Raw genomic sequence first — 18,116 nt, 5'->3', positions numbered from 1 at the left:
CAAAAAGATAATCATTTTCACCCGGTTAGATAAATCTGGAAGTTATTGAGCAAGCCCTACATATCAATAGAACAGCAACTTGCTTTCGGGTGAGGGATTGAAGCGGCTACCCCGGTGAGGCCATCGCGGCAGGGCCTTGTTCCGGAGTAATAGCACAACCGAGTTAAAAGCAACTAAATGTTGCTTTTGACGAAGGTTGCGAACGCAGTTCTGCCCGACCCCTTGCGATAGCTTGGGGGCACCCATAAAATCTCTTCACCTGCCGAAAAATAAAAGCCCCGCAGGGCGAAACCGTGCAGGACTTACACTTAACAACCAACCTTTGAAAAACTATTAAAAACTGTATTTGTTTTGTTCAATCATTTTACCGGCAATTCTTCTTCTTGCCTCTTTGCTGTTAAACGGATCTACTTTGGTAAAGCGTTTTAAGCCAATGTGCATCATACGCAGTTCATCGCCATCAGCAAAACTGTTCAGCGCATCTTTGCCCGCTTTGTTAATGCGGTCTGCCGCGTCGTATATATAAGTGCGGGTCATATCTGTTTGCAGTGCAGCGCCGGCGCCAAGGCTTTCAGTTAATTTAATTGCCCTAAGTAAAGCGCTTTCCGCATGGTAAGTTTCAATGGCCATATCGGCTATATGCATCAGTACTTCCTGCTCTTTTTCCAGTTGCATCATCAGCTTTTGCACGGCGGCGCCTGCTACCATCAGAATAGCCTTTTTAAAATTGATGATATACTTTTTCTCTTTGGCAAATGGGGCATCATCATCGCTGCCAAAATCAGGAATACTCATCAGTTCTTTCTGCACATTCATGGCCGGTCCCATTAAATCAAGCTTACCCTTCATGGCACGTTTTAAAACCATGTCCACAGTAAGCAGCCGGTTAATTTCGTTGGTGCCTTCGTAAATGCGGTTAATGCGGCTGTCGCGGTAAGCTCTTGAAATATTGTACTCATCGCTAAAGCCATTGCCGCCATGAACCTGAACTCCCTCATCCACCACAAAATCCAGCACTTCGCTGCCAAATACTTTCAACATGGCACATTCAATAGCGTATTCTTCCGCTGCGCCCAGCAAAGCCTTGCTAAATGGCTCCCCAGAAGCCAGCAGCTCATGCTCTTTGTCTTTAATCAATTTGGCGCTGCGGTATAAACCACTTTCCGCCACCCAAATGCGTATGGCCATTTCCGCCAGCTTATGCTTAATGGCGCCAAATTTGGCGATAGGCATTTTAAACTGTTCCCGTGTAACTGCATACTGTACCGCGGTGGTTAAGGCCATCTTACTGCCTCCGATGGCAGCCGCGTCCAGTTTTAAGCGGCCAATGTTTAAAATATTGAAGGCGATGATATGGCCTTTGCCTATTTCGCCCAACACATTTTCCACCGGCACCTTACAATCCTGGAAGTATAGCTGAACAGTGGAAGAGCCTTTAATGCCCATTTTGTGCTCTTCCGCCCCCTGGGTAAAGCCCTCAATACCACGCTCTACAATAAAGCCGGTAAACTTGTCGCCGTCTATTTTTGCAAATACGGTATATACATCCGCAAAACCGCCATTTGTAATCCAGCACTTTTGCCCGTTCAGCAGGTAATGTTTGCCGTCATCGCTAAGTTTAGCTGTTGTTTTAGCGCTAAGGGCATCGCTGCCACTGTTGGGTTCTGTAAGGCCGTAAGCGCCTTTCCATTCGCCAGATGCCAGTTTGGGAATATATTTTTGTTTTTGCTCTTCTGTACCAAAATATAAAATGGGTAAAGTGCCAATACCTGTGTGCGCCGCTATGGCTACGGAAAAAGAGTGGCCAGCGCCCAGCCCCTCATTTACAATGGTGGCTGTAATAAAATCTTTACCCAGCCCGCCGTATTCTTCCGGCAGCGATGTGGCCAGCAGCCCCTGCTCACCCGCCTTTTCCATCAGAGATGGCATAAGGCCTGGCTCCATTTTATCAATCCTGTCCACTATGGGCATCACTTCGGTTTGCAAAAACTGGTTGCACATGTCCATCACCATTTTTTGCTCCTCATCAAAGTCCTCGGGTATAAAAGCCTCAAAAGGGTTGGTTTCCTTTATCAGCCATTCGCCGCCCTTTAAAGCGGCGTATTGTGTTGTTGCACTTTCCATAACAACAGGTTTTACGGTTAAGTTATTTTTCTTATTGCAGGCAATTATTATTTCAGGTTGTCATACACTTGCTGCAGTACTTTCTTTACCACTTCAATATCGTCTTTGTTCACATCCACCAGCGCTTCGTCCATAGTTTGGTTGGCAAGCAGCAGCGTTTTATCCTGCAGTTCCCTTGCGGCTTCTGTAAGGCAAACCAGGTTAATGCGCCGGTCTTCCCTGGATGCTACCCTGTTTACCAGTTTCTGTTTTTCCAGGTTATCTATCAGTCTTGTAATACTGGGTTTATCGCGGTAAGTACGGTTGCACAATTCCTGCTGGCTTAGGCAATCTTCTTTCCATAAATGGTAAAGCACTGTCCATTGTTCAATCGTAATTTCCAGCCCGGCGTTCCTGAAGTTTTTCTGAAGCCGCCTTGCAACAGCCGTACTTGCCATCCCGTTTATTACGCTGTAAAGTTCCCCTCTTTTAAATTGGTTGTTGGGCATATAGTTAGTTATGCAACTATTTTCAAAATTAGCTTTAGTTTTGTACAAACCAAATATTTCAGGGTTAAAATTCGCTTATGGCTTAAAGAGCAGCAGGGCGCCTGCCGAAGGCACCGGGCTTTTCGCTCATACTCCGCCACAAGGCCCATGCACAAGGCCCTCAGCGGGGTATCCGCTTCAATCCCTGGCGCGGTGGTGGCACAGCGCAATAATATACAATCCCGTTCCTGTGAAGCCTGTTGTTGTATCCGCATAACAAATGGCGCTTTATATTTATCGCTTTGATTCAGCAGTTACCATATCAAAATTCGGTTATTGCCTACTACCGGTGGGGCACAGGTAAAAAATTGTTGCTCTGCTTTCACGGCTATGGCGAAGAAGGCGGTAGTTTTTCCTTCCTCGAAAATGCCCTGGGCAACCATTATACTTTACTGGCGCCCGATATGCCGCTGCACGGCTTTACCCAATGGAACGAAGGGCTTACACTTACCCCGGGCCAATTGGTTAACTGGGTGCAACGGCTTATACAGCATGCAGGTTTCAGCGACGGTGATAAAATAAGTTTGCTGGGTTTTAGCATGGGCGGCAGAATTTGCTTACAGCTTGCAGAATTAATGCCGGGGCGGGTTGAACGCCTGGCGCTGGTTGCCCCAGACGGGTTTCACAAAAATTTCTGGTACAGGTTATCTACGCAAACAACCATCGGCAACCGGCTTTTCAATTATTGCATGAAGCAACCGGCCCCGGTATTTTCTTTAATGAAACTTGCCGGCAGCGCCGGGGTAATGAATAAGTCTGTACTTAAAATTGCGCATTATTACCTGGAGGATGGAGATGAAAGAAACCTTCTGTACCGCCGGTGGACAACGATGCGGCAAATAAAGCCATCCATCGAAAAAATAGCAGGCTGCATTAACCGTCACCATATTGTTACCAGGTTATTGTTCGGCCGTTACGACAGGGTTATTCTTTCCAAAAGGGCGCAGGGCCTGCAGCGCATCTGCCCGGCATGGGTGCAAATACATATTATTGATGCCGGCCACCAGTTGCTGAAGGAAAAGCATGCCGCAACCATCGCGTCGCTTTTCTTTGAATAATATCACTTTTCTTTGCTGCGATTTATACAACATGACATTAGTTTACATAACCGCGGTATTACTTAGTTTTTATGCCGTACTTATTCATGCTTACCGTGTATGGTACCGTCGGCTTAAACATTTCAGGCCCGGCGGTGCTGAAGTTCCGGCAACAGGCTTCAGCATTATTATACCTGCCAGGAATGAAGAAAATGCCATCCGCGACTGTGTAATGTCTATCGTAAATAACCAATATCCGTCTCATTTATTTGAAGTAATTGTAATTGACGACCATTCTGCCGATAAAACCCCGGACATAGTAAATGAGATTTCTAAAACCCATCCCAATGTGCGGTTGCTAAAGCTGGCCGATGTGCTGCAGGGCAAAGAGCTTAATTCTTACAAAAAGAAAGCAATAGAAACAGCCATCAGCTATTCCACCAAAGAATGGGTTGCCACCACCGATGCGGATTGCCTGGTTACCCCCTTATGGCTTAAAAACCTGGATGCGTACATTCAACAGCACCAGCCTGTTTTTGTGGCTGCACCGGTAATGTTCATCAACAATGGTTCTTTTGTTTCTATTTTCCAGTGCCTTGATTTTATAAGCCTGCAGGGTATTACGGCGGCATCTGTATCCGCCGGTTTTCACAGCATGTGCAATGGCGCCAACCTGGCCTATAAAAAAGAAACTTTTTACCAGGTGGATGGCTTTAAGGGTATTGACAATATAGCCAGCGGGGATGATATGCTGCTGATGCACAAAATGCACATGCGCTTTCCTGGCAGGATAGGGTATCTCTTTACCCGCGATGCCATCGTGCTTACCGAACCTATGCCCGACTGGAGGAGTTTTATTAACCAGCGCATACGCTGGGCCAGCAAAGCAGAAGCTTACGATGACAAGCGCATTATTGTAGTACTGCTGTTTGTATATATACTTAACGCGTTAATGGTAATATTACCCTTCCTGGCCTTTTATAAGCTGGAAATTTTGTGGTACTGGCTGGCGCTGGTTGTTTTAAAAACTTTCAGCGAGTTTACGTTTATGTATTTCGTTTCCAGCTTTTTCCGTTTGCAGCATTTGCTGTGGTGGTTTACATTTATGCAGCCCGTTCATATTTTTTACACAGTTATCGCCGGCTTTTTCGGCAAGTTTGGCAAGTACCAGTGGAAGGGTAGGACGGTGAAGTAATTTACAATTGTGTCGTTAGTAGCTGCAAGCGACAGAGTAATGCTGCGGAACTGCAAATTCCGCAGAGCGGCTACGCCGTTAGCATTGAACTTTGAACAGAGGAACATTGAGCTTTTAAAGCCTGCTGCACAATGCCGCGTAAAGAACAAAGCGCAGAAGAGTGCGACGCAAGCAAAGCCATATAGCAGTACTGTAGCCCGGCCCATAAAAATTCTTCAACAGCAGCCCCTTCAGGGGCTGGGCTTGTCTTCTCTTGCCTGCAATAGATGGCTTTTTTTGGGCTCCGGTACCTTCTCATAATCGTAGGGGCAATGCAGGCAGCCGTTGCCGCAGCAGTAACCACGCCGCAGGTGCCAGGCCGCCGTCATTACCATAAGGCCCTCTTTGTTAAAATAATAATCGCGATTTTCAATCATTGGCTGGCTCACGAAAAAGATTTTTTAACTGCTCCTCAAGTTGCTGGGGCAAAGGCTTGTTAATACGAAACTGCAGGTAATGTATGCGGCTGCTCTGTGCAATGTCAAGGCTTTCATAATGGGTTTTAATTTTAAGCACTTCGCTTATATTGCTGCCATCGTACAGGTTATCCCTGTCTTCCAGCAATTCAAGGCCGTAAAGCTGTATAACCGCTTTGGTAAAATTGTAAAGATGGGGGCTGTCTGTTTTAAGGTGCACCAGCCCATTAGGCTTTAAAAACTGCTGGTACATCCTCAGGAATTTGGGATGGGTCAGCCTTTTTTTTATGCGTGACAGCCGCAGTTGCGGGTCTGGAAAAGTAATCCATATTTCATCCACTTCGCTGCCTGCAAAGTACTGCCCGATGGTATCAATGGAGGTACGTAAAAAAGCCACATTGTTTAAAGCCTCATCCAGCGCTGTTTTGGCGCCACGCCATATACGGTTACCCTTTATATCAACACCCACAAAATTCCTGCTGGCAAACATACGCCCAAGCCCTACGGCGTATTCGCCTTTGCCGCAGGCAAGCTCCAGCACCAGCGGGTGGCTGTTTTTAAAAAAAGCTGCCCAGTTGCCCGGCATGTTTTGAGGGTATTCCAATACATTGGGAAATTGTTTTATCTCGGCAAAACGTTGTAGTTTCTTTTGGCCCATAACCCGCAAATATAAGCCCCGCTTAATTTTCAACAAACGTTTGCGTGTTGCAGGAATATTTTTATGCTCTATGTTTGCCTCATCAAACGATGCCATGCTAAAGGATTATACCCGACGAAAATTCATAAAAGATACTGCTGCTGCCGGCGTGGCGCTTTCAGCCATCAATACTCCACTTAAAACATTCGCTTCAGAAAAAAAATCCAAAGTACGGATAGGCATGATCGCTGTTGGCCTTCGGGGCCAGGCGCACCTGGAAGAAATGCTTAAGCGCAGCGATGTAGATATTGTGGCCATGGCAGACCCCGATAAAATAATGATGGCGGCATCGCAAAAACTGGTAAGTAAATACGGCAAAAAAGCGCCGGTTGAGTATACCAATGGGCCTTACGATTACCGTAACCTGCTAAAGCGGGACGATATAGATGCTGTTCTGATAGCCTCCCCCTGGGAGTGGCATTTGCCCCAGGGAATTGATGCGATGAACGCCGGTAAAATTGTGGGCATGGAAGTATGCGGCGCCATACAACTGGAAGATTGCTGGGACTTTGTGAATACCTGCGAAAAAACGAATGTGCCGGTGATGATTATGGAGAATGTATGCTACCGCAGGGATGTGATGGCTGTTCTTAACATGGCGCAACAGGGCCTCTTCGGTGAAATACTTCACCTGCAGGGCGGCTATGAGCACGACCTGAGGGGCGTACTTTTTAACGATGGCGTTACCCCTTATAACAGCGGGGCCGAGTTTGGAGACAAAGGCTTTAGCGAAGCCAAATGGCGTACGGTGCACTACAAAAACCGTAACGGCGAATTATACCCCACACATGGCCTTGGTCCCGTGGGTACCATGATAGACCTTAACCGTGGCAACAGGCTAACTGCTTTATCTTCTGTTTCCACAAAATCGCTGGGGCTTAACCGTTACGTGGCCATGCACCCCAAGGGCGGGCCCAACCACCCTAACGCAAAAGTAAAATACCGGCAAGGCGATATAGTAACCACGCAAATACAAACCGCCAACGGAGAAACGATTATTTTAACGCATGATACTTCTTCGCCAAGGCCGTACAACCTGGGCTTCAGGGTGCAGGGCACAAATGGCTTGTGGCAGGATTATTCATCTGGTGGGCTGGACAAGGGCTTTATTTATTTTGAAGACAAGAGCCAACCCCACAAATGGGAGAATACCCAGCAATACATGGAGCGATACGACCACCCGCTCTGGAAAAAATTTGGTAAAGAGGCAGAAGGCGCCGGCCACGGCGGTATGGACTTTTTTGTGGACAATGCTTTTATCGAGTGCATTAAACGCAACGCAGAATTTCCCCTGGATATATATGACCTGGCAAGTTGGTATGCAATAACGCCGCTTAGCGAGAAATCAATCGCAGAAGGTGGCCAGTTACAACAGATACCTGACTTTACAAGGGGCAAGTGGATGAGCCGGAAACCTATTTTCGGCCGTGGGGATGAGTATTAAACACGTCTTTGGTTTTAGAGTAATATACGCAGTTAAGAAAATGCGGTTGTGTTCCCACGACCGCATAATTTTTTTTAGCCACTATTGAAAACAATACAGAGATTTTGGGGCTTTCGGCTGTGGAAGCTTTGTTGGGGCTTTAGTCCGGGCTTTTCATTGCAACTCCGCCACAAGAGCTTCCGCACAAGACCTTCAGCGGGGTTTTCATTTCAATCCCGCAGCCCATCGCCGGTAGAATTTCTCTTCAGCTTTTTCCCACAGAGTAGATAAGCGTCCGTAGGCAAATATTGACAGGCATCATTTTTCAAACGGGGCGCCCTTCCAGTTGCCGCCAGGATTATAGTAGTTCCAAAGCAAGGCAGAAACTTTACGGGTAAGCACCCAGGCTTCGTTGTTATACTCCCAGCTTGTATCCTGGTTGTTTTTGGTAAAAATTGCCCAGGTATAAGGGTGTGGGCCGTTAACAAACATTACTTCGCTGCGGCTGGCATCTACAGCGCCGTTTTTATCGGCCACAAAAACACCGGGTGGTATTTGAGATATAGCCTCTTCATCCCAATATTGCCGGCCCAGCAGGCGCAGCATTTTTTCGCTGGCCTGTGGGCTTAACATGCTGCCGTTTACAATACGGCTCATAATGGTTACCATTTCCCGGGGCGACGTTTGCCCCCAGCCATATTGAGCCCGGTTACCCTGCCGGCCCGGGGTACGGCTGTTTACACGTGTTTGGGTATAACCTGTACTGTCCAGTATTTCATTTATCCTGCTGCCGGTGCCGGCAAGCCCCTGCAGCCAAAGGCTGGCGCAGTTATCGCTGGTGGTAAGCATCAGCATCATCACTTTACTCAACTCAATACTGCTGCTATCCTTGAAAGATGCCAGGATATCATCACCTTCGTTGTAGTACAAAGAATCTGTATAGGTAAGGCGCTGGTGATAGCTTAACTGTCCTTTTTCAATTTTATCCATTACGGCAATCATAATGGGAATTTTTACAATGCTGGCCGTTGGAAAAACAGAATCGGCATTAATGGCGGCTACTTTGTTCTTTTTTGCATCCAGCACATAAATACCTACATCGCCACGGAAGCCGGCGACGAGTTGTTTTAACTGGTGCTCAAGTTTTTTGTCGGTTTTCTGTGCCTGTAACGCGGTTAGCAGTAATGTTGCGAGAAAAGCAGGAATTATTTTTTTCATTGGTGTTTGTTGTGGCATGCAGTTCACCCGGCTAATGTTATCGTAAAAGATATTGAGTCCCGTTAATTCCATCTGTTCAAAAACAAAATAATTACAAATACAATTAAACTGATTTCTATTAGCCAAAGCAAAAGTGTATTAACCTTAATTACAACCTTCAATACTATGTCTATCGTTAGCAAAATGAGTAAAAAGGGTAGATAAATTATTACACCCAATAAACTCCATCCCTGGGAACTTTTAAGCTGAAGCATGCTAATTAGAATAGCAACAACTGAAAAAACAGCGCATAAAATACAAGGAGATAAAATTCGAAGCCAGTTTCTTTCCGGGACAGGTTCTGTCATTTTATATTGAGTTTCCAGAAAACAAGAAAAATAATTTATTAATCAGTCATGCAACACCACCAGCGGTACATGGCTGTGGTAAGCCAGCATTTTGGTATGGCTGCGTTTAAACAGGCTCTCGAAAATGCCGTGCTTTTTGGGGATGGTAATAATGAGGTCAACTTTGTTTTCGGAAACAAAATGGTTGATGCCTTCCACAAAATCGGGGCTGTCAGCAAAGTGGTATTCGGGGTTGTAACCTTGCAACAGGGTGTCCAGCAGCAGGCTTTCAAATACCGTTTCGCCGGTTTGGTGTTTGCGGTTGTGGTCTATATTAAGCACAAACAGTTTGGCGCCAGTTTCATCCAGAATTTTTTTAATGGGCGCTACGGGTGTGGTTTCTACTACTTTTTTAAAGTCGCAGGCAAGTACAATTTCCCGGATGGGTGTAAACTCCACATCGGCAGGAACGATAATCACGGGCACTGTAGTATGCCTGGCAACGCTGATGGTATTGCTGCCAATCAGCACTTCTTCTACTTTATTGCCACCGGTAATGCCCATCACAATCAGGTCAATTTGGTACTCTTTACATACATCGTCAATGCTTTCGGCAAGCAGGGCAAAATCGCTTACCGTGTCAAGTGTAATATCGCTTTCCGGCCCGGCATAATCCTGTAGCTGCTGCCTGAACTTTTCCAGCCCCTGTTCGCTTACCTCCCTCATTTCTTCTATCCCTACGAGCTCAACCGGCGTCATTACCGCGTCCGTAATAACAGGTACCTGGTAAGCATTGTAGAGAATTATTTTATGGCAGTTTACCTGTTTGGCAAGATGCACGGCATAATGGGCGGCATTGGAAGCTGTAGCTGAAAAATCGGTTGGAACAAGGATGGTTTTCATAAATAATGTTTGTTAGCCCGAATCTATGATGAATAAATGAAAAGGGTAACAAATCAGTTGATTAAATCAGTCAAAAAATATACCGGGTTAAGGAATAGTTTTTGGCTACATGATACCATCAGAATATCGAAATATAAAATAGGCTTATTTAAGACCTGCTTGCAAAAGCAGACGAGTGTTACACTTTGGGTGAGGGATTGAAGCGGTTACCCCGGTGAGGAACCCCCTCCAACTCCCCCTAAAAGTGGCTACCGTGTGTACACAAATAACTATTGGAACACGGATGACACGGATAGAACGGATACGCTGAATTTTCAATGCTGCTTCGCAGCATTATCAGTGCCAATCCGTACTTTTCCTGGCTTGTAAGTTTGATTTCTTACTGGATGTTTTCGCATTCTGCGAAAACAAACGGTGAAAATCCACTCTATCCGTGTCATCCGTGTTCCCTTTTTTTCTTGGAAAAGACGTGTACACACGGTAGCCTAAGGTGGAGGGGTCAGCGCTGCCCGTGCCGGAGTAATAGCGAAAAGCCCGGCCCGAGGTACGAGGGACACGCCCTGAAAATTCTTTCTTTGTATAATGCCAAACCGAAGATATTATGCAATACGCTCAATAATGCCTGCAATGCCCTGCCCGCCGCCTACGCAGGCTGTAACCATGCCGTATTTTTTGTTCAGGCGCTGCAAATCATTTAATACCTGCACGGTAAGCTTGCAGCCGGTGCAACCCAGCGGATGGCCCAGCGCTATGGCCCCGCCATTGATGTTTACAATATCCGGGTTTAAATTAAGTTCCCGGATGACCGCTATAGACTGGGAAGCGAAAGCCTCGTTGAGTTCAATCAAATCAATGTCCCCGATGTTCATGCCGGCCTGTTTAAGCACTTTTGGTACGGCGGCCACAGGGCCAATACCCATAATACGGGGGTGTACACCGGCGCTGGCACAGTTTACCAGCCTGCCAATGGGTTTAAGGTTAAGCTCATTTACCATCTTTTCGCTCATTACCAGTACAAAAGCAGCGCCATCACTGGTTTGGGATGAGTTGCCTGCGGTAACCGTTCCGCCCTGGGCGAATGCCGGTTTTAGTTTGGCCAAAGCTTCGGGGGTAGTATCGGCACGTACACCTTCATCTGTATCAATGGTAAAAGTTTTAGTGGCACGTTTACCTTTTTCATTCACATACACCTGTTCTACCTGTACAGGTAAAATGCCCGGCTTAAAAAAGCCCTGGGTGATGGCGTTCATGGCTTTTTGGTGAGAGGATAAAGCGAAAGCATCCTGGTCTTCCCGGTTAACGTTGTATTCTTTTGCCACAGCTTCGGCGGTAAGGCCCATGCTTAGGTAGTAATCAGGTTCCTCTTTGGCTATGCTGTAGGCAGGCACCGTTTTCCAACCCGCTGTGGGTACCAGGCTCATGCTTTCTGTGCCGCCGGCTACAATACAATCAGCCATGCCTGTTCTTATTTTGGCAGTGGCCATGGCAATGCTTTCTAACCCGCTGGCGCAATAACGGTTTATAGTAATGCCCGGCACTTCAATACCCAGCGCCCTGGCGGCTATGATACGGCCAAACTGCAACCCCTGCTCCGCTTCGGGAACAGCATTGCCCACAATAACATCATCTATACGTTTGGTATCAAGCTGCGGAACAGCCGCGGCGAGGCCTTTGATGACTTCAACAGCCAAATCATCTGGCCGGAAAAAACGAAAACCGCCTTTTTTGCTTTTGGTAACAGCGGTGCGGTAACCGGCTACTATATATGCTTCCTGCATAGCAAACAATTTAAGAAACCAAATGTAATAAAAAGTTGTTTATGCAACTAAATGTTGTATGTAAGAGCGACCGTCTACCCGGTGGGCAAAGCTGAATAGAGAACCTGGACGTATAAGAGTGCGACGCAACGATGCTCAATGGATGTTCCTGCTGCCGGGTCCATAAGCATTTTTACCTTGTTGCCGGAGGCAATACCCCCGCTGAGTCTTTTTATTTTTAACCAACATAAATGCATGATTTGTGTTTATTTGATAATACTTTCGGATAACCATGAAGATATTACTTGCAGAAGATGAGCCTGCGGTGGCAGGCATGATGCATAAGGGCCTTAGCGAAAAAGGCTATGAAGTTAGTGTGGCGCAGGATGGCCACACCGCCCTGGCTATGGCCATGGAGCACCCTTTCAGGCTGATGATACTGGATATTATGCTGCCCGGGATAAACGGCCTTGAAGTATGCCGGCAGCTACGCAAAAACAAAGTGCCGGTGCCAGTTTTAATGCTTACAGCGCTTGGAACCACTGAAAATATTGTTGCCGGGCTTGACAGCGGGGCTGACGATTATTTAACCAAGCCCTTTCGTTTTGCTGAGCTGGAGGCCCGAATACGCTCCCTGCTGCGCAGGGGCCTGTACGGAGAAGAACTTACTGAAAAACTAACCATTAACGGGCTGGAAATGGATATTGACGCCAAAACCGTAAAACGGGAAGGGCAGGAAATAAGCCTTACCGCTACCGAATTCAGGCTGCTGGAGTGCTTTATGCGCAGCCAGAACAAGGTTTTATCCAGGGTAGAACTGCTGGAAAAAGTTTGGGGCGTTGATTTTAACATGGCTACCAATGTTGTGGATGTGTATGTTAATTACCTGCGCAAAAAGGTAGACAAGGATTTTGACAGCAAGCTCATTCATACAGTTGTGGGGATGGGCTATGTAATGAGGGAGGGCTAATTTTTGAAAATACAAACGCAAACTGCCATATTGTTTACCACTATAACCGCTACGGTTATATTGTTGTTAAGCGTTTTTACCTATTTTTTTACCAGCCGGTTTGCTACCATAGACTTTTACAAAAGGCTGGAGATACGTGCCTACATAGCAGCCAGGGTAATGTTGGAAAAAGATGAAACCTCCATTGATGCCTACAGCGAAATACGACGTGAACACCTGGAAGTGCTGCCGGGGGAGCGTGAATACTTTTTTCGGGTAGACACCTTGCAGCAGCAGGGGTACAAGGCTGCCATACTGCCCGCGCTGCCTGCCAATTTCTTTCGCAGCGTGGCGGAAACAGGCAGCTCGTACTTCAGAAAGAAAAACTACTATTATACCGGTATTTTTTATGAAGACAATGAGGGCGATTTTATCGTTGTGCTTTCCGCGGGTAATGAAGAGCTAACCGATACACTGCAAAACCTTCGTAATTTTTTGCTGGTGGGCTTTATTGTAGCTATAGTTATTGTGTATGCCACGGGGGTTCTTTTTTCCCGGTACACGTTTAAGCCGGTACGCACTATAATAAAGCGGGTTAAAAACATTAATGCAGAAAACCTTTCCATGCGGCTGCCGGAAAAAAAGGGCCAGGATGAAATATGGGAATTGGGTTACACTTTTAATGAAATGCTTGACCGCCTGCAAACATCTTTTGAAACGCAGAACAATTTTGTGAGCAACGCATCCCATGAATTCAGAACGCCGATTACGTCTATAATAGGGGAAGCTGAATTGTCATTGTCTGTAAACCGTACAAAAGAAGAGCTGCAGCAATCTGTATTGAATATTCTTGCACAGGCCGAGAAATTGCAGCATATATCCAACAGCCTGTTAAACCTTGCACAAACAGGCTTTGATGGTAAACGGCAGGAATGGAAAAGGATACGGATAGATGAACTGATGTGCGAGGTTAAACACAGCGTGGAAGAGATAGTGAACAGCAACACGGTGCAGCTTCTGCTGCATGATTTGCCAGAATCGTCTGAAGACCTTATTGTTAGCGGAAACGAGCAACTGCTTAAGCTTGCTTTAAGTAATATAGTGCTGAACGGCTGCAAATACTCCGGTAACAGGCCAGTAAAAGTTACCATTAAAGTAATAGAAGACTACATTCATATACTAACTGAAGATGAAGGTATCGGCATACCCAAAAATGAACTGGAGCATGTTTTTGAGCCCTTCTTCCGGGCATCTAACTCGCAGAGGTTCCAGGGTTATGGTATCGGCCTTCCGCTGAGCCTTAACATTATCAGGCTGCACCATGGTATGATTAAAGTAGATTCTGCCGAAGGTAACGGCACGCAGGTACTGGTGTTATTGCCTGTTGACAGAGAGTAACGTTTGCCGCATATAAAAATGCCGCATAGCAGCATGAGAATTTCTTGGAGCCCGGCAGCAGGAACATGCATGAGGCATCGTTGCGTCGCACTCTTGTACGCCTTGTACATTATTGAGCAATAACCCATGTTAACGCATCATTTCCTCCTACAGAATGGGGCGGTTACCGTATAATACAAAGCTATAAGGCAGCTCCTGCCCCGCAGGTAATGCCGCTAAGCAACAGCAGCACGCCAGATGTAAGAAAAAAGCCATCCCGCCAGGTTTTGTATTGGGTGAATATCAGTACCAGGCCAACAAAAAGGTTAATGATTCCCAGCATCAAAGCGGCTATTCCTGCCGCAAATGCAAATTCTTCACCGTCAGGCTGGGATGCCGTCAGCAGGTATAATAAAGCCACCAGTATGGACAGCCCGATATTTACCAACAGAATTTTTACAGCAATACTTGTTTTTTTCATATGATGGTTAACCGACACCGTTTGAAACAGAACAAATAGAAAAACCGGTAAGCAACAATACTCCTATGCACAATAAGGTGGCTTTTACCGCAGCCATATTTTTTGTAAAAATGTACACCAGCAGCACAAACAAATCAATAAACACAATGCAGAATGCGGCAGCGCCTACCCCGGCAAAACCGAACATACCAAGCACAAGGGCGAGACTTGCAAAGGCGATGCTATTGCCAACGATAACCGGTTTATACAACTTCATAACTACCTTATGTTGATGTTGGAAAAAAGGATACTGCAGGTAACGCCACCAATCAGCAAAAACAAACCTAGTCCAAGCAACAAACCCTGGCCGGTTTGCCGACTGTCTTTATTGCCCGCTAATCCAATTCCGAAAATTAGTTGAAATGCCAATACCAAAATTTCACCACCAATACCAACATCTCCAAGGCGAAGCAATGCCAAAGCCAGGAAGCAAAAATTACCAAGTACGGTTATCAGGGTCACCTTCCACATTTTACTCATAACAGTACAGCCTCCCTCTCTTTCTGCAGTTGTTTTGCATGCGCTTCCTTTTCATCCCTGTACAGCAGGTTCATGGTTTCAAAAGGTATCATGCGGCCATCTTTACTCACAATATGCACACAGCTTTTTTTAATGGCCCGCACGTCAAAATCCCAGGCGTCAATAAAACGCATAATAATGATGCGGAACAGGTTATCGTAACTTAAGCCCGGCGCATGTATTTGCGGCAGGCAGCAGAGCAACTCTTTAAAATTGCTTTCCACCCTGTCAACGGATATGCCAGTGCTGAAAATTTTCAGCATGTGTTGGTGCAGTTGTTCGTCCTGCTCATATACAATCGTGTTCCGGCTGTTGTTTAGCAGGTGGGCAGGGTCTATATAACGTGTCATCGGGAATATCTGCCCACCCAGTTTTAACGCGTAGCCCATAGCAAGCGCATCAGGATTGCAGGGTACCGGTATTATATCATTTGCCTGGAAAATGCTTGTCTGGCCCAAGATTTTTTGCCTAACATCCGTTAAGGTAATCCTGTCTGTAGCCGGGTTAAAATGCTCCAGCCGGCCCGCTATCTGCACGGGCTGAAAAGTAACACCCCTAACACAGCGTTGCTGCACTGCAAACTCTATAATTTTTCCTATCTCATCATCATTCAGCCCTTTTTGTAAAGTAACTACCAGTGTGGTAGAAAGGTTCAGCTCATTCAAATGTTCCAAAGCCTGCAGGCGTATATCCGTTAAATCTTTGCCCCTTAAAGTTTGCAGCGCTTCGGGTTTAAAAGAATCAAATTGCAGGTAAACCTCAAAATCGGGCATATAAGCAGCCAGTCTTTCAGCAAATGCTTTGTCTTTAGCTATACGTATGCCGTTGGTGTTTACCATCAAATGTTTAATGGGCTTTTGTTTCGCAATATCCAATATGGCAAAAAAATCAGGGTGAATAGTGGGTTCCCCGCCGCTTATTTGTACCACATCAGGCTGGCCTTCGTTAGCTACGATAATGTCCAGCATTTTTTCTACCTCTTCCACGGTTCGGTGCCTGCCATAGTGCGGGCTGCTCATAGCATAGCAGGTGGGGCAGGTTAGGTTACAGCGGTCTGTTATTTCCACCACCGTAAGGCAACTGTGCTGCTCATGGTCGGCGCAAAGGCCGCAATCGTAAGGGCAGCCATAATGAGTGGTGGTATTAAATTTCAGCGGTATCTCCGATGGCTTGTTATAGTTGCGAATGTTTTTATAGTATTCCACATCTGTTGCAATCAGCACTTTGCTAAAGCCATGCTCCGGGCAGTTCTTCAGCATAAACACGTGGTTGTTTTCAAATACAATTTTGGCATCTATCCTGCGCAGGCATTGCGGGCAAAGGCTAAGCGTAAAATCGTAGTAGGTATATGGGCGTTCAGGCATGCAGTAAATTTAGGGTTTGTGTTTTACAATTTATACAGTTTTGTATGTGCAGCGTATCCCACCCGTTTTTTAGATACCAGCGATATAGTTTCATGGCGGCCCAGTTGCGTCGCAAGCACTTCATCGTTCTGTTCATTGGGTGGCTTTTCAGACCCGGATAGTGGATGTTTCTGACACCTGCGGTGGCAGAAACCCGCTGCGAAGCGGACCAGCCTTACATTGAACATTGAACAAAAGAACGTTGAACAGTTAAAGCCTGCTGCCGGGCTCATAAAACTCCCCTTCAGGGGATGGAGGGTATTCCGCCGCCGGGCCCGTAATGGCTTTCTTCCTCTCCTGCACCAATAAACCGGGGTGGATGATGTACCGGTAGTAATACACAAGCCCGGCCAGCGCCGTTAGTTGTATGGTTGATAAGCCTATGCCAAAGCTGTAATGCGGCTTAATAAAATCCAGCAGAAAACGAAACATGCAATAGCTGATGAGGAACAGTTTAAACCGGGCGCCATTTTGTAAAATGTATCTCTTCTCTAATTGTACAAGGGCTGCCCATAACAACAGTAAATACAGCGTTTCATACAGGCAAACGGGGTGCCGTGGCTGGTTATCGCCCAGGTGCATACCCCAGGGTAATGAGGTGGGCAAACCATAGGTTTCTTCATATATGCCCATGCTGAAACAACCAATGCGGCCAATGATGAGTGCGAGTATCATGGGATAAGCAAACAGGTCGCCGGAAGAAGTTTTTTCACCAATAAGTTTTTTTGCCAGCTCAACACCCAGCAATCCACCCAGGAACCCGCCCAATACCGTTTTGTTTTGATAAAAATAAAACAGCTTGTTTTTTGCTGCCATCATTTGCGGTACATTTTCCAGCCCGCCAATAAGCCTGCTGCCCAACACAGCGCCAAAAACAGCGCCGATTAATACCCATAGCCTGTTTTGGCTGTTAATAGCATCGCCCTGCTTTTTGCGCAGGTATAAAAAGTAACGAAAGCCAATAAAAAAAGCCAGCGGCTCTGCAATGCTGTGCAGCAAAATTTTTACTGAACCAACTGTTATTTCTACAGGAAAATGCAAGACCAGATTTTTGGGAAAGATAAGAATCTATCGTGTTTGCTAACCCGCTACAATTGATGATAGCTATGTTGGTGGGCTTGCTTTTGCTACCGTTCGTCTAAAAATATATGTACCTTATAGGTCATTTTGTACCTTAACTCACCTCTAAAACATATAGTATGGCTTCCTACACTTTGCAGGTTAACGGAAAATCTTATACAATTGAAGCAGATCCGCAAATGCCTTTGCTTTGGGCAATACGTGATCTTGTGGGCCTTACGGGCACTAAGTATGGTTGCGGTATAGCCCAGTGCGGCGCATGCACGGTTCACTTTAACGGCATGCCGGTACGCTCTTGTTCTATGCCGGTATCGGCTGCGGTCAATCAAAAAATAACCACGATAGAGGGCTTGTCGGATGATAATTCTCACCCCGTACAACAAGCCTGGATAGCAGAGCAGGTACCCCAGTGCGGTTATTGCCAGAGCGGGCAGATTATGGCCGCCGCAGCATTGCTTAAGAAAAACAATAACCCTTCAGAAAAAGAAATTGACCAGGCTATGCAGGGCCATATATGCCGTTGCGGCACCTATGGCCGCATACGCAAAGCCATAAAAACCGCTGCTGTTAACATGCAAAAAGCTTAACCTGTAAAAACCATTTACC

18 protein-coding genes are annotated in these 18,116 nt (G+C 46.2%); 6 read left to right on the top strand and 12 right to left on the bottom strand.

The window, feature by feature from the left end:
• Positions 1 to 333: 333 nt before the first annotated feature.
• Complete coding sequence (locus F0364_RS10980; RefSeq protein ID WP_153797818.1) at positions 334 to 2,124, bottom strand: acyl-CoA dehydrogenase FadE; 1,791 nt, start codon at positions 2,122 to 2,124, stop codon at positions 334 to 336.
• Between the two features lie 47 nt (positions 2,125 to 2,171).
• Positions 2,172 to 2,612, bottom strand: a complete 441-nt coding sequence (locus F0364_RS10975; RefSeq protein ID WP_153797817.1) for a MarR family winged helix-turn-helix transcriptional regulator — start codon at positions 2,610 to 2,612, stop codon at positions 2,172 to 2,174.
• 281 nt (positions 2,613 to 2,893) lie between these two features.
• On the opposite strand from F0364_RS10975, the gene F0364_RS10970 reads away from it, so the two are divergent.
• Positions 2,894 to 3,709, top strand: coding sequence for an alpha/beta hydrolase (locus tag F0364_RS10970; RefSeq protein WP_207632610.1), 816 nt, complete (start codon positions 2,894 to 2,896; stop codon positions 3,707 to 3,709).
• A 31-nt stretch (positions 3,710 to 3,740) separates the two neighbouring features.
• Positions 3,741 to 4,883, top strand: a complete 1,143-nt coding sequence (locus F0364_RS10965) for a glycosyltransferase (RefSeq protein ID WP_207632609.1) — start codon at positions 3,741 to 3,743, stop codon at positions 4,881 to 4,883.
• A gap of 230 nt (positions 4,884 to 5,113) precedes the next feature.
• Here F0364_RS10965 and F0364_RS10960 read toward each other — a convergent pair whose 3' ends face one another.
• A complete protein-coding gene (locus tag F0364_RS10960; protein WP_235921059.1) occupies positions 5,114 to 5,311 on the bottom strand; it encodes a C1orf53 family protein in 198 nt (65 codons plus the stop codon).
• Positions 5,292 to 5,996, bottom strand: coding sequence for a tRNA (guanosine(46)-N7)-methyltransferase TrmB (gene trmB / locus F0364_RS10955; RefSeq protein WP_153797837.1), 705 nt, complete (start codon positions 5,994 to 5,996; stop codon positions 5,292 to 5,294). Before trmB ends, F0364_RS10960 begins: the two co-directional genes overlap by 20 nt.
• A 70-nt stretch (positions 5,997 to 6,066) precedes the next feature.
• Between trmB and F0364_RS10950 the strand changes: the two genes are divergently transcribed.
• Positions 6,067 to 7,479 carry a Gfo/Idh/MocA family protein gene (locus tag F0364_RS10950; RefSeq protein WP_235921058.1) on the top strand — a complete coding sequence of 471 codons (1,413 nt, stop codon included), beginning with the start codon at positions 6,067 to 6,069 and terminating at the stop codon, positions 7,477 to 7,479.
• Positions 7,480 to 7,776: 297 nt separating this feature from the next.
• Here F0364_RS10950 and F0364_RS10945 read toward each other — a convergent pair whose 3' ends face one another.
• The 3 genes from F0364_RS10945 to F0364_RS10935 all read right to left on the bottom strand — a co-directional run bounded on the left by F0364_RS10945 (position 7,777) and on the right by F0364_RS10935 (position 11,683).
• Entirely contained in the window at positions 7,777 to 8,676 is a 900-nt protein-coding gene (locus tag F0364_RS10945; RefSeq protein ID WP_153797814.1) for a serine hydrolase, read from the bottom strand.
• A 389-nt stretch (positions 8,677 to 9,065) separates the two neighbouring features.
• A complete protein-coding gene (locus F0364_RS10940) occupies positions 9,066 to 9,905 on the bottom strand; it encodes a universal stress protein (protein ID WP_153797813.1) in 840 nt (279 codons plus the stop codon).
• Between the two features lie 599 nt (positions 9,906 to 10,504).
• Entirely contained in the window at positions 10,505 to 11,683 is a 1,179-nt protein-coding gene (locus tag F0364_RS10935; protein WP_153797812.1) for a thiolase family protein, read from the bottom strand.
• 271 nt (positions 11,684 to 11,954) lie between these two features.
• Between F0364_RS10935 and F0364_RS10930 the strand changes: the two genes are divergently transcribed.
• The gene (locus tag F0364_RS10930) at positions 11,955 to 12,632 is read left to right on the top strand and encodes a response regulator transcription factor (RefSeq protein ID WP_153797811.1); all 678 of its coding nucleotides are present in this window, start codon (positions 11,955 to 11,957) and stop codon (positions 12,630 to 12,632) included.
• A gap of 3 nt (positions 12,633 to 12,635) precedes the next feature.
• The gene (locus F0364_RS10925) at positions 12,636 to 14,009 is read left to right on the top strand and encodes a HAMP domain-containing sensor histidine kinase (protein WP_153797810.1); all 1,374 of its coding nucleotides are present in this window, start codon (positions 12,636 to 12,638) and stop codon (positions 14,007 to 14,009) included.
• 181 nt (positions 14,010 to 14,190) lie between these two features.
• Here the strand turns inward: F0364_RS10925 and F0364_RS10920 are convergent, their stop codons facing one another.
• From F0364_RS10920 to F0364_RS10900, 5 genes are all read right to left on the bottom strand, one after another.
• Positions 14,191 to 14,469 carry a hypothetical protein gene (locus tag F0364_RS10920; protein WP_153797809.1) on the bottom strand — a complete coding sequence of 93 codons (279 nt, stop codon included), beginning with the start codon at positions 14,467 to 14,469 and terminating at the stop codon, positions 14,191 to 14,193.
• A 7-nt stretch (positions 14,470 to 14,476) separates the two neighbouring features.
• Positions 14,477 to 14,725 (bottom strand): hypothetical protein, encoded by a 249-nt coding sequence (locus F0364_RS10915; RefSeq protein ID WP_153797808.1) that lies wholly within the window; start codon positions 14,723 to 14,725, stop codon positions 14,477 to 14,479.
• Between the two features lie 2 nt (positions 14,726 to 14,727).
• The gene (locus F0364_RS10910) at positions 14,728 to 14,970 is read right to left on the bottom strand and encodes a hypothetical protein (RefSeq protein ID WP_153797807.1); all 243 of its coding nucleotides are present in this window, start codon (positions 14,968 to 14,970) and stop codon (positions 14,728 to 14,730) included.
• Positions 14,971 to 14,984: 14 nt separating this feature from the next.
• Complete coding sequence (locus F0364_RS10905; protein WP_153797806.1) at positions 14,985 to 16,391, bottom strand: radical SAM protein; 1,407 nt, start codon at positions 16,389 to 16,391, stop codon at positions 14,985 to 14,987.
• A gap of 249 nt (positions 16,392 to 16,640) precedes the next feature.
• Positions 16,641 to 17,471: a prolipoprotein diacylglyceryl transferase family protein gene (locus F0364_RS10900; RefSeq protein ID WP_235921057.1), complete on the bottom strand. Its 831-nt coding sequence runs from the start codon at positions 17,469 to 17,471 to the stop codon at positions 16,641 to 16,643.
• Positions 17,472 to 17,629: 158 nt separating this feature from the next.
• On the opposite strand from F0364_RS10900, the gene F0364_RS10895 reads away from it, so the two are divergent.
• Complete coding sequence (locus F0364_RS10895) at positions 17,630 to 18,097, top strand: (2Fe-2S)-binding protein (RefSeq protein ID WP_153797804.1); 468 nt, start codon at positions 17,630 to 17,632, stop codon at positions 18,095 to 18,097.
• Positions 18,098 to 18,116: the final 19 nt, after the last annotated feature.

This window comes from Foetidibacter luteolus, from assembly GCF_009650435.1.
Classification (GTDB): Bacteria; Bacteroidota; Bacteroidia; order Chitinophagales; family Chitinophagaceae; genus Foetidibacter; species Foetidibacter luteolus.
The sequence above is the reverse complement of the archived record's forward strand: the minus strand, read 5'-3'. Positions and strand labels throughout refer to the sequence as shown.

Bases quoted from the DNA above. Each gene is read 5' to 3' on its own strand.
- F0364_RS10980 (WP_153797818.1), bottom strand. From the start codon at position 2,124: ATGGAAAGTGCAACAACACAATACGCCGCTTTAAAGGGCGGCGAATGG.
- F0364_RS10945 (WP_153797814.1), bottom strand. From the start codon at position 8,676: ATGAAAAAAATAATTCCTGCTTTTCTCGCAACATTACTGCTAACCGCG.
- F0364_RS10905 (WP_153797806.1), bottom strand. From the start codon at position 16,391: ATGCCTGAACGCCCATATACCTACTACGATTTTACGCTTAGCCTTTGC.
- F0364_RS10950 (WP_235921058.1), top strand. From the start codon at position 6,067: ATGTTTGCCTCATCAAACGATGCCATGCTAAAGGATTATACCCGACGA.
- F0364_RS10915 (WP_153797808.1), bottom strand. From the start codon at position 14,725: ATGAAGTTGTATAAACCGGTTATCGTTGGCAATAGCATCGCCTTTGCA.
- F0364_RS10965 (WP_207632609.1), top strand. From the start codon at position 3,741: ATGACATTAGTTTACATAACCGCGGTATTACTTAGTTTTTATGCCGTA.
- F0364_RS10920 (WP_153797809.1), bottom strand. From the start codon at position 14,469: ATGAAAAAAACAAGTATTGCTGTAAAAATTCTGTTGGTAAATATCGGG.
- F0364_RS10895 (WP_153797804.1), top strand. From the start codon at position 17,630: ATGGCTTCCTACACTTTGCAGGTTAACGGAAAATCTTATACAATTGAA.
- F0364_RS10930 (WP_153797811.1), top strand. From the start codon at position 11,955: ATGAAGATATTACTTGCAGAAGATGAGCCTGCGGTGGCAGGCATGATG.
- F0364_RS10935 (WP_153797812.1), bottom strand. From the start codon at position 11,683: ATGCAGGAAGCATATATAGTAGCCGGTTACCGCACCGCTGTTACCAAA.
- trmB (WP_153797837.1), bottom strand. From the start codon at position 5,996: ATGGGCCAAAAGAAACTACAACGTTTTGCCGAGATAAAACAATTTCCC.
- F0364_RS10940 (WP_153797813.1), bottom strand. From the start codon at position 9,905: ATGAAAACCATCCTTGTTCCAACCGATTTTTCAGCTACAGCTTCCAAT.
- F0364_RS10975 (WP_153797817.1), bottom strand. From the start codon at position 2,612: ATGCCCAACAACCAATTTAAAAGAGGGGAACTTTACAGCGTAATAAAC.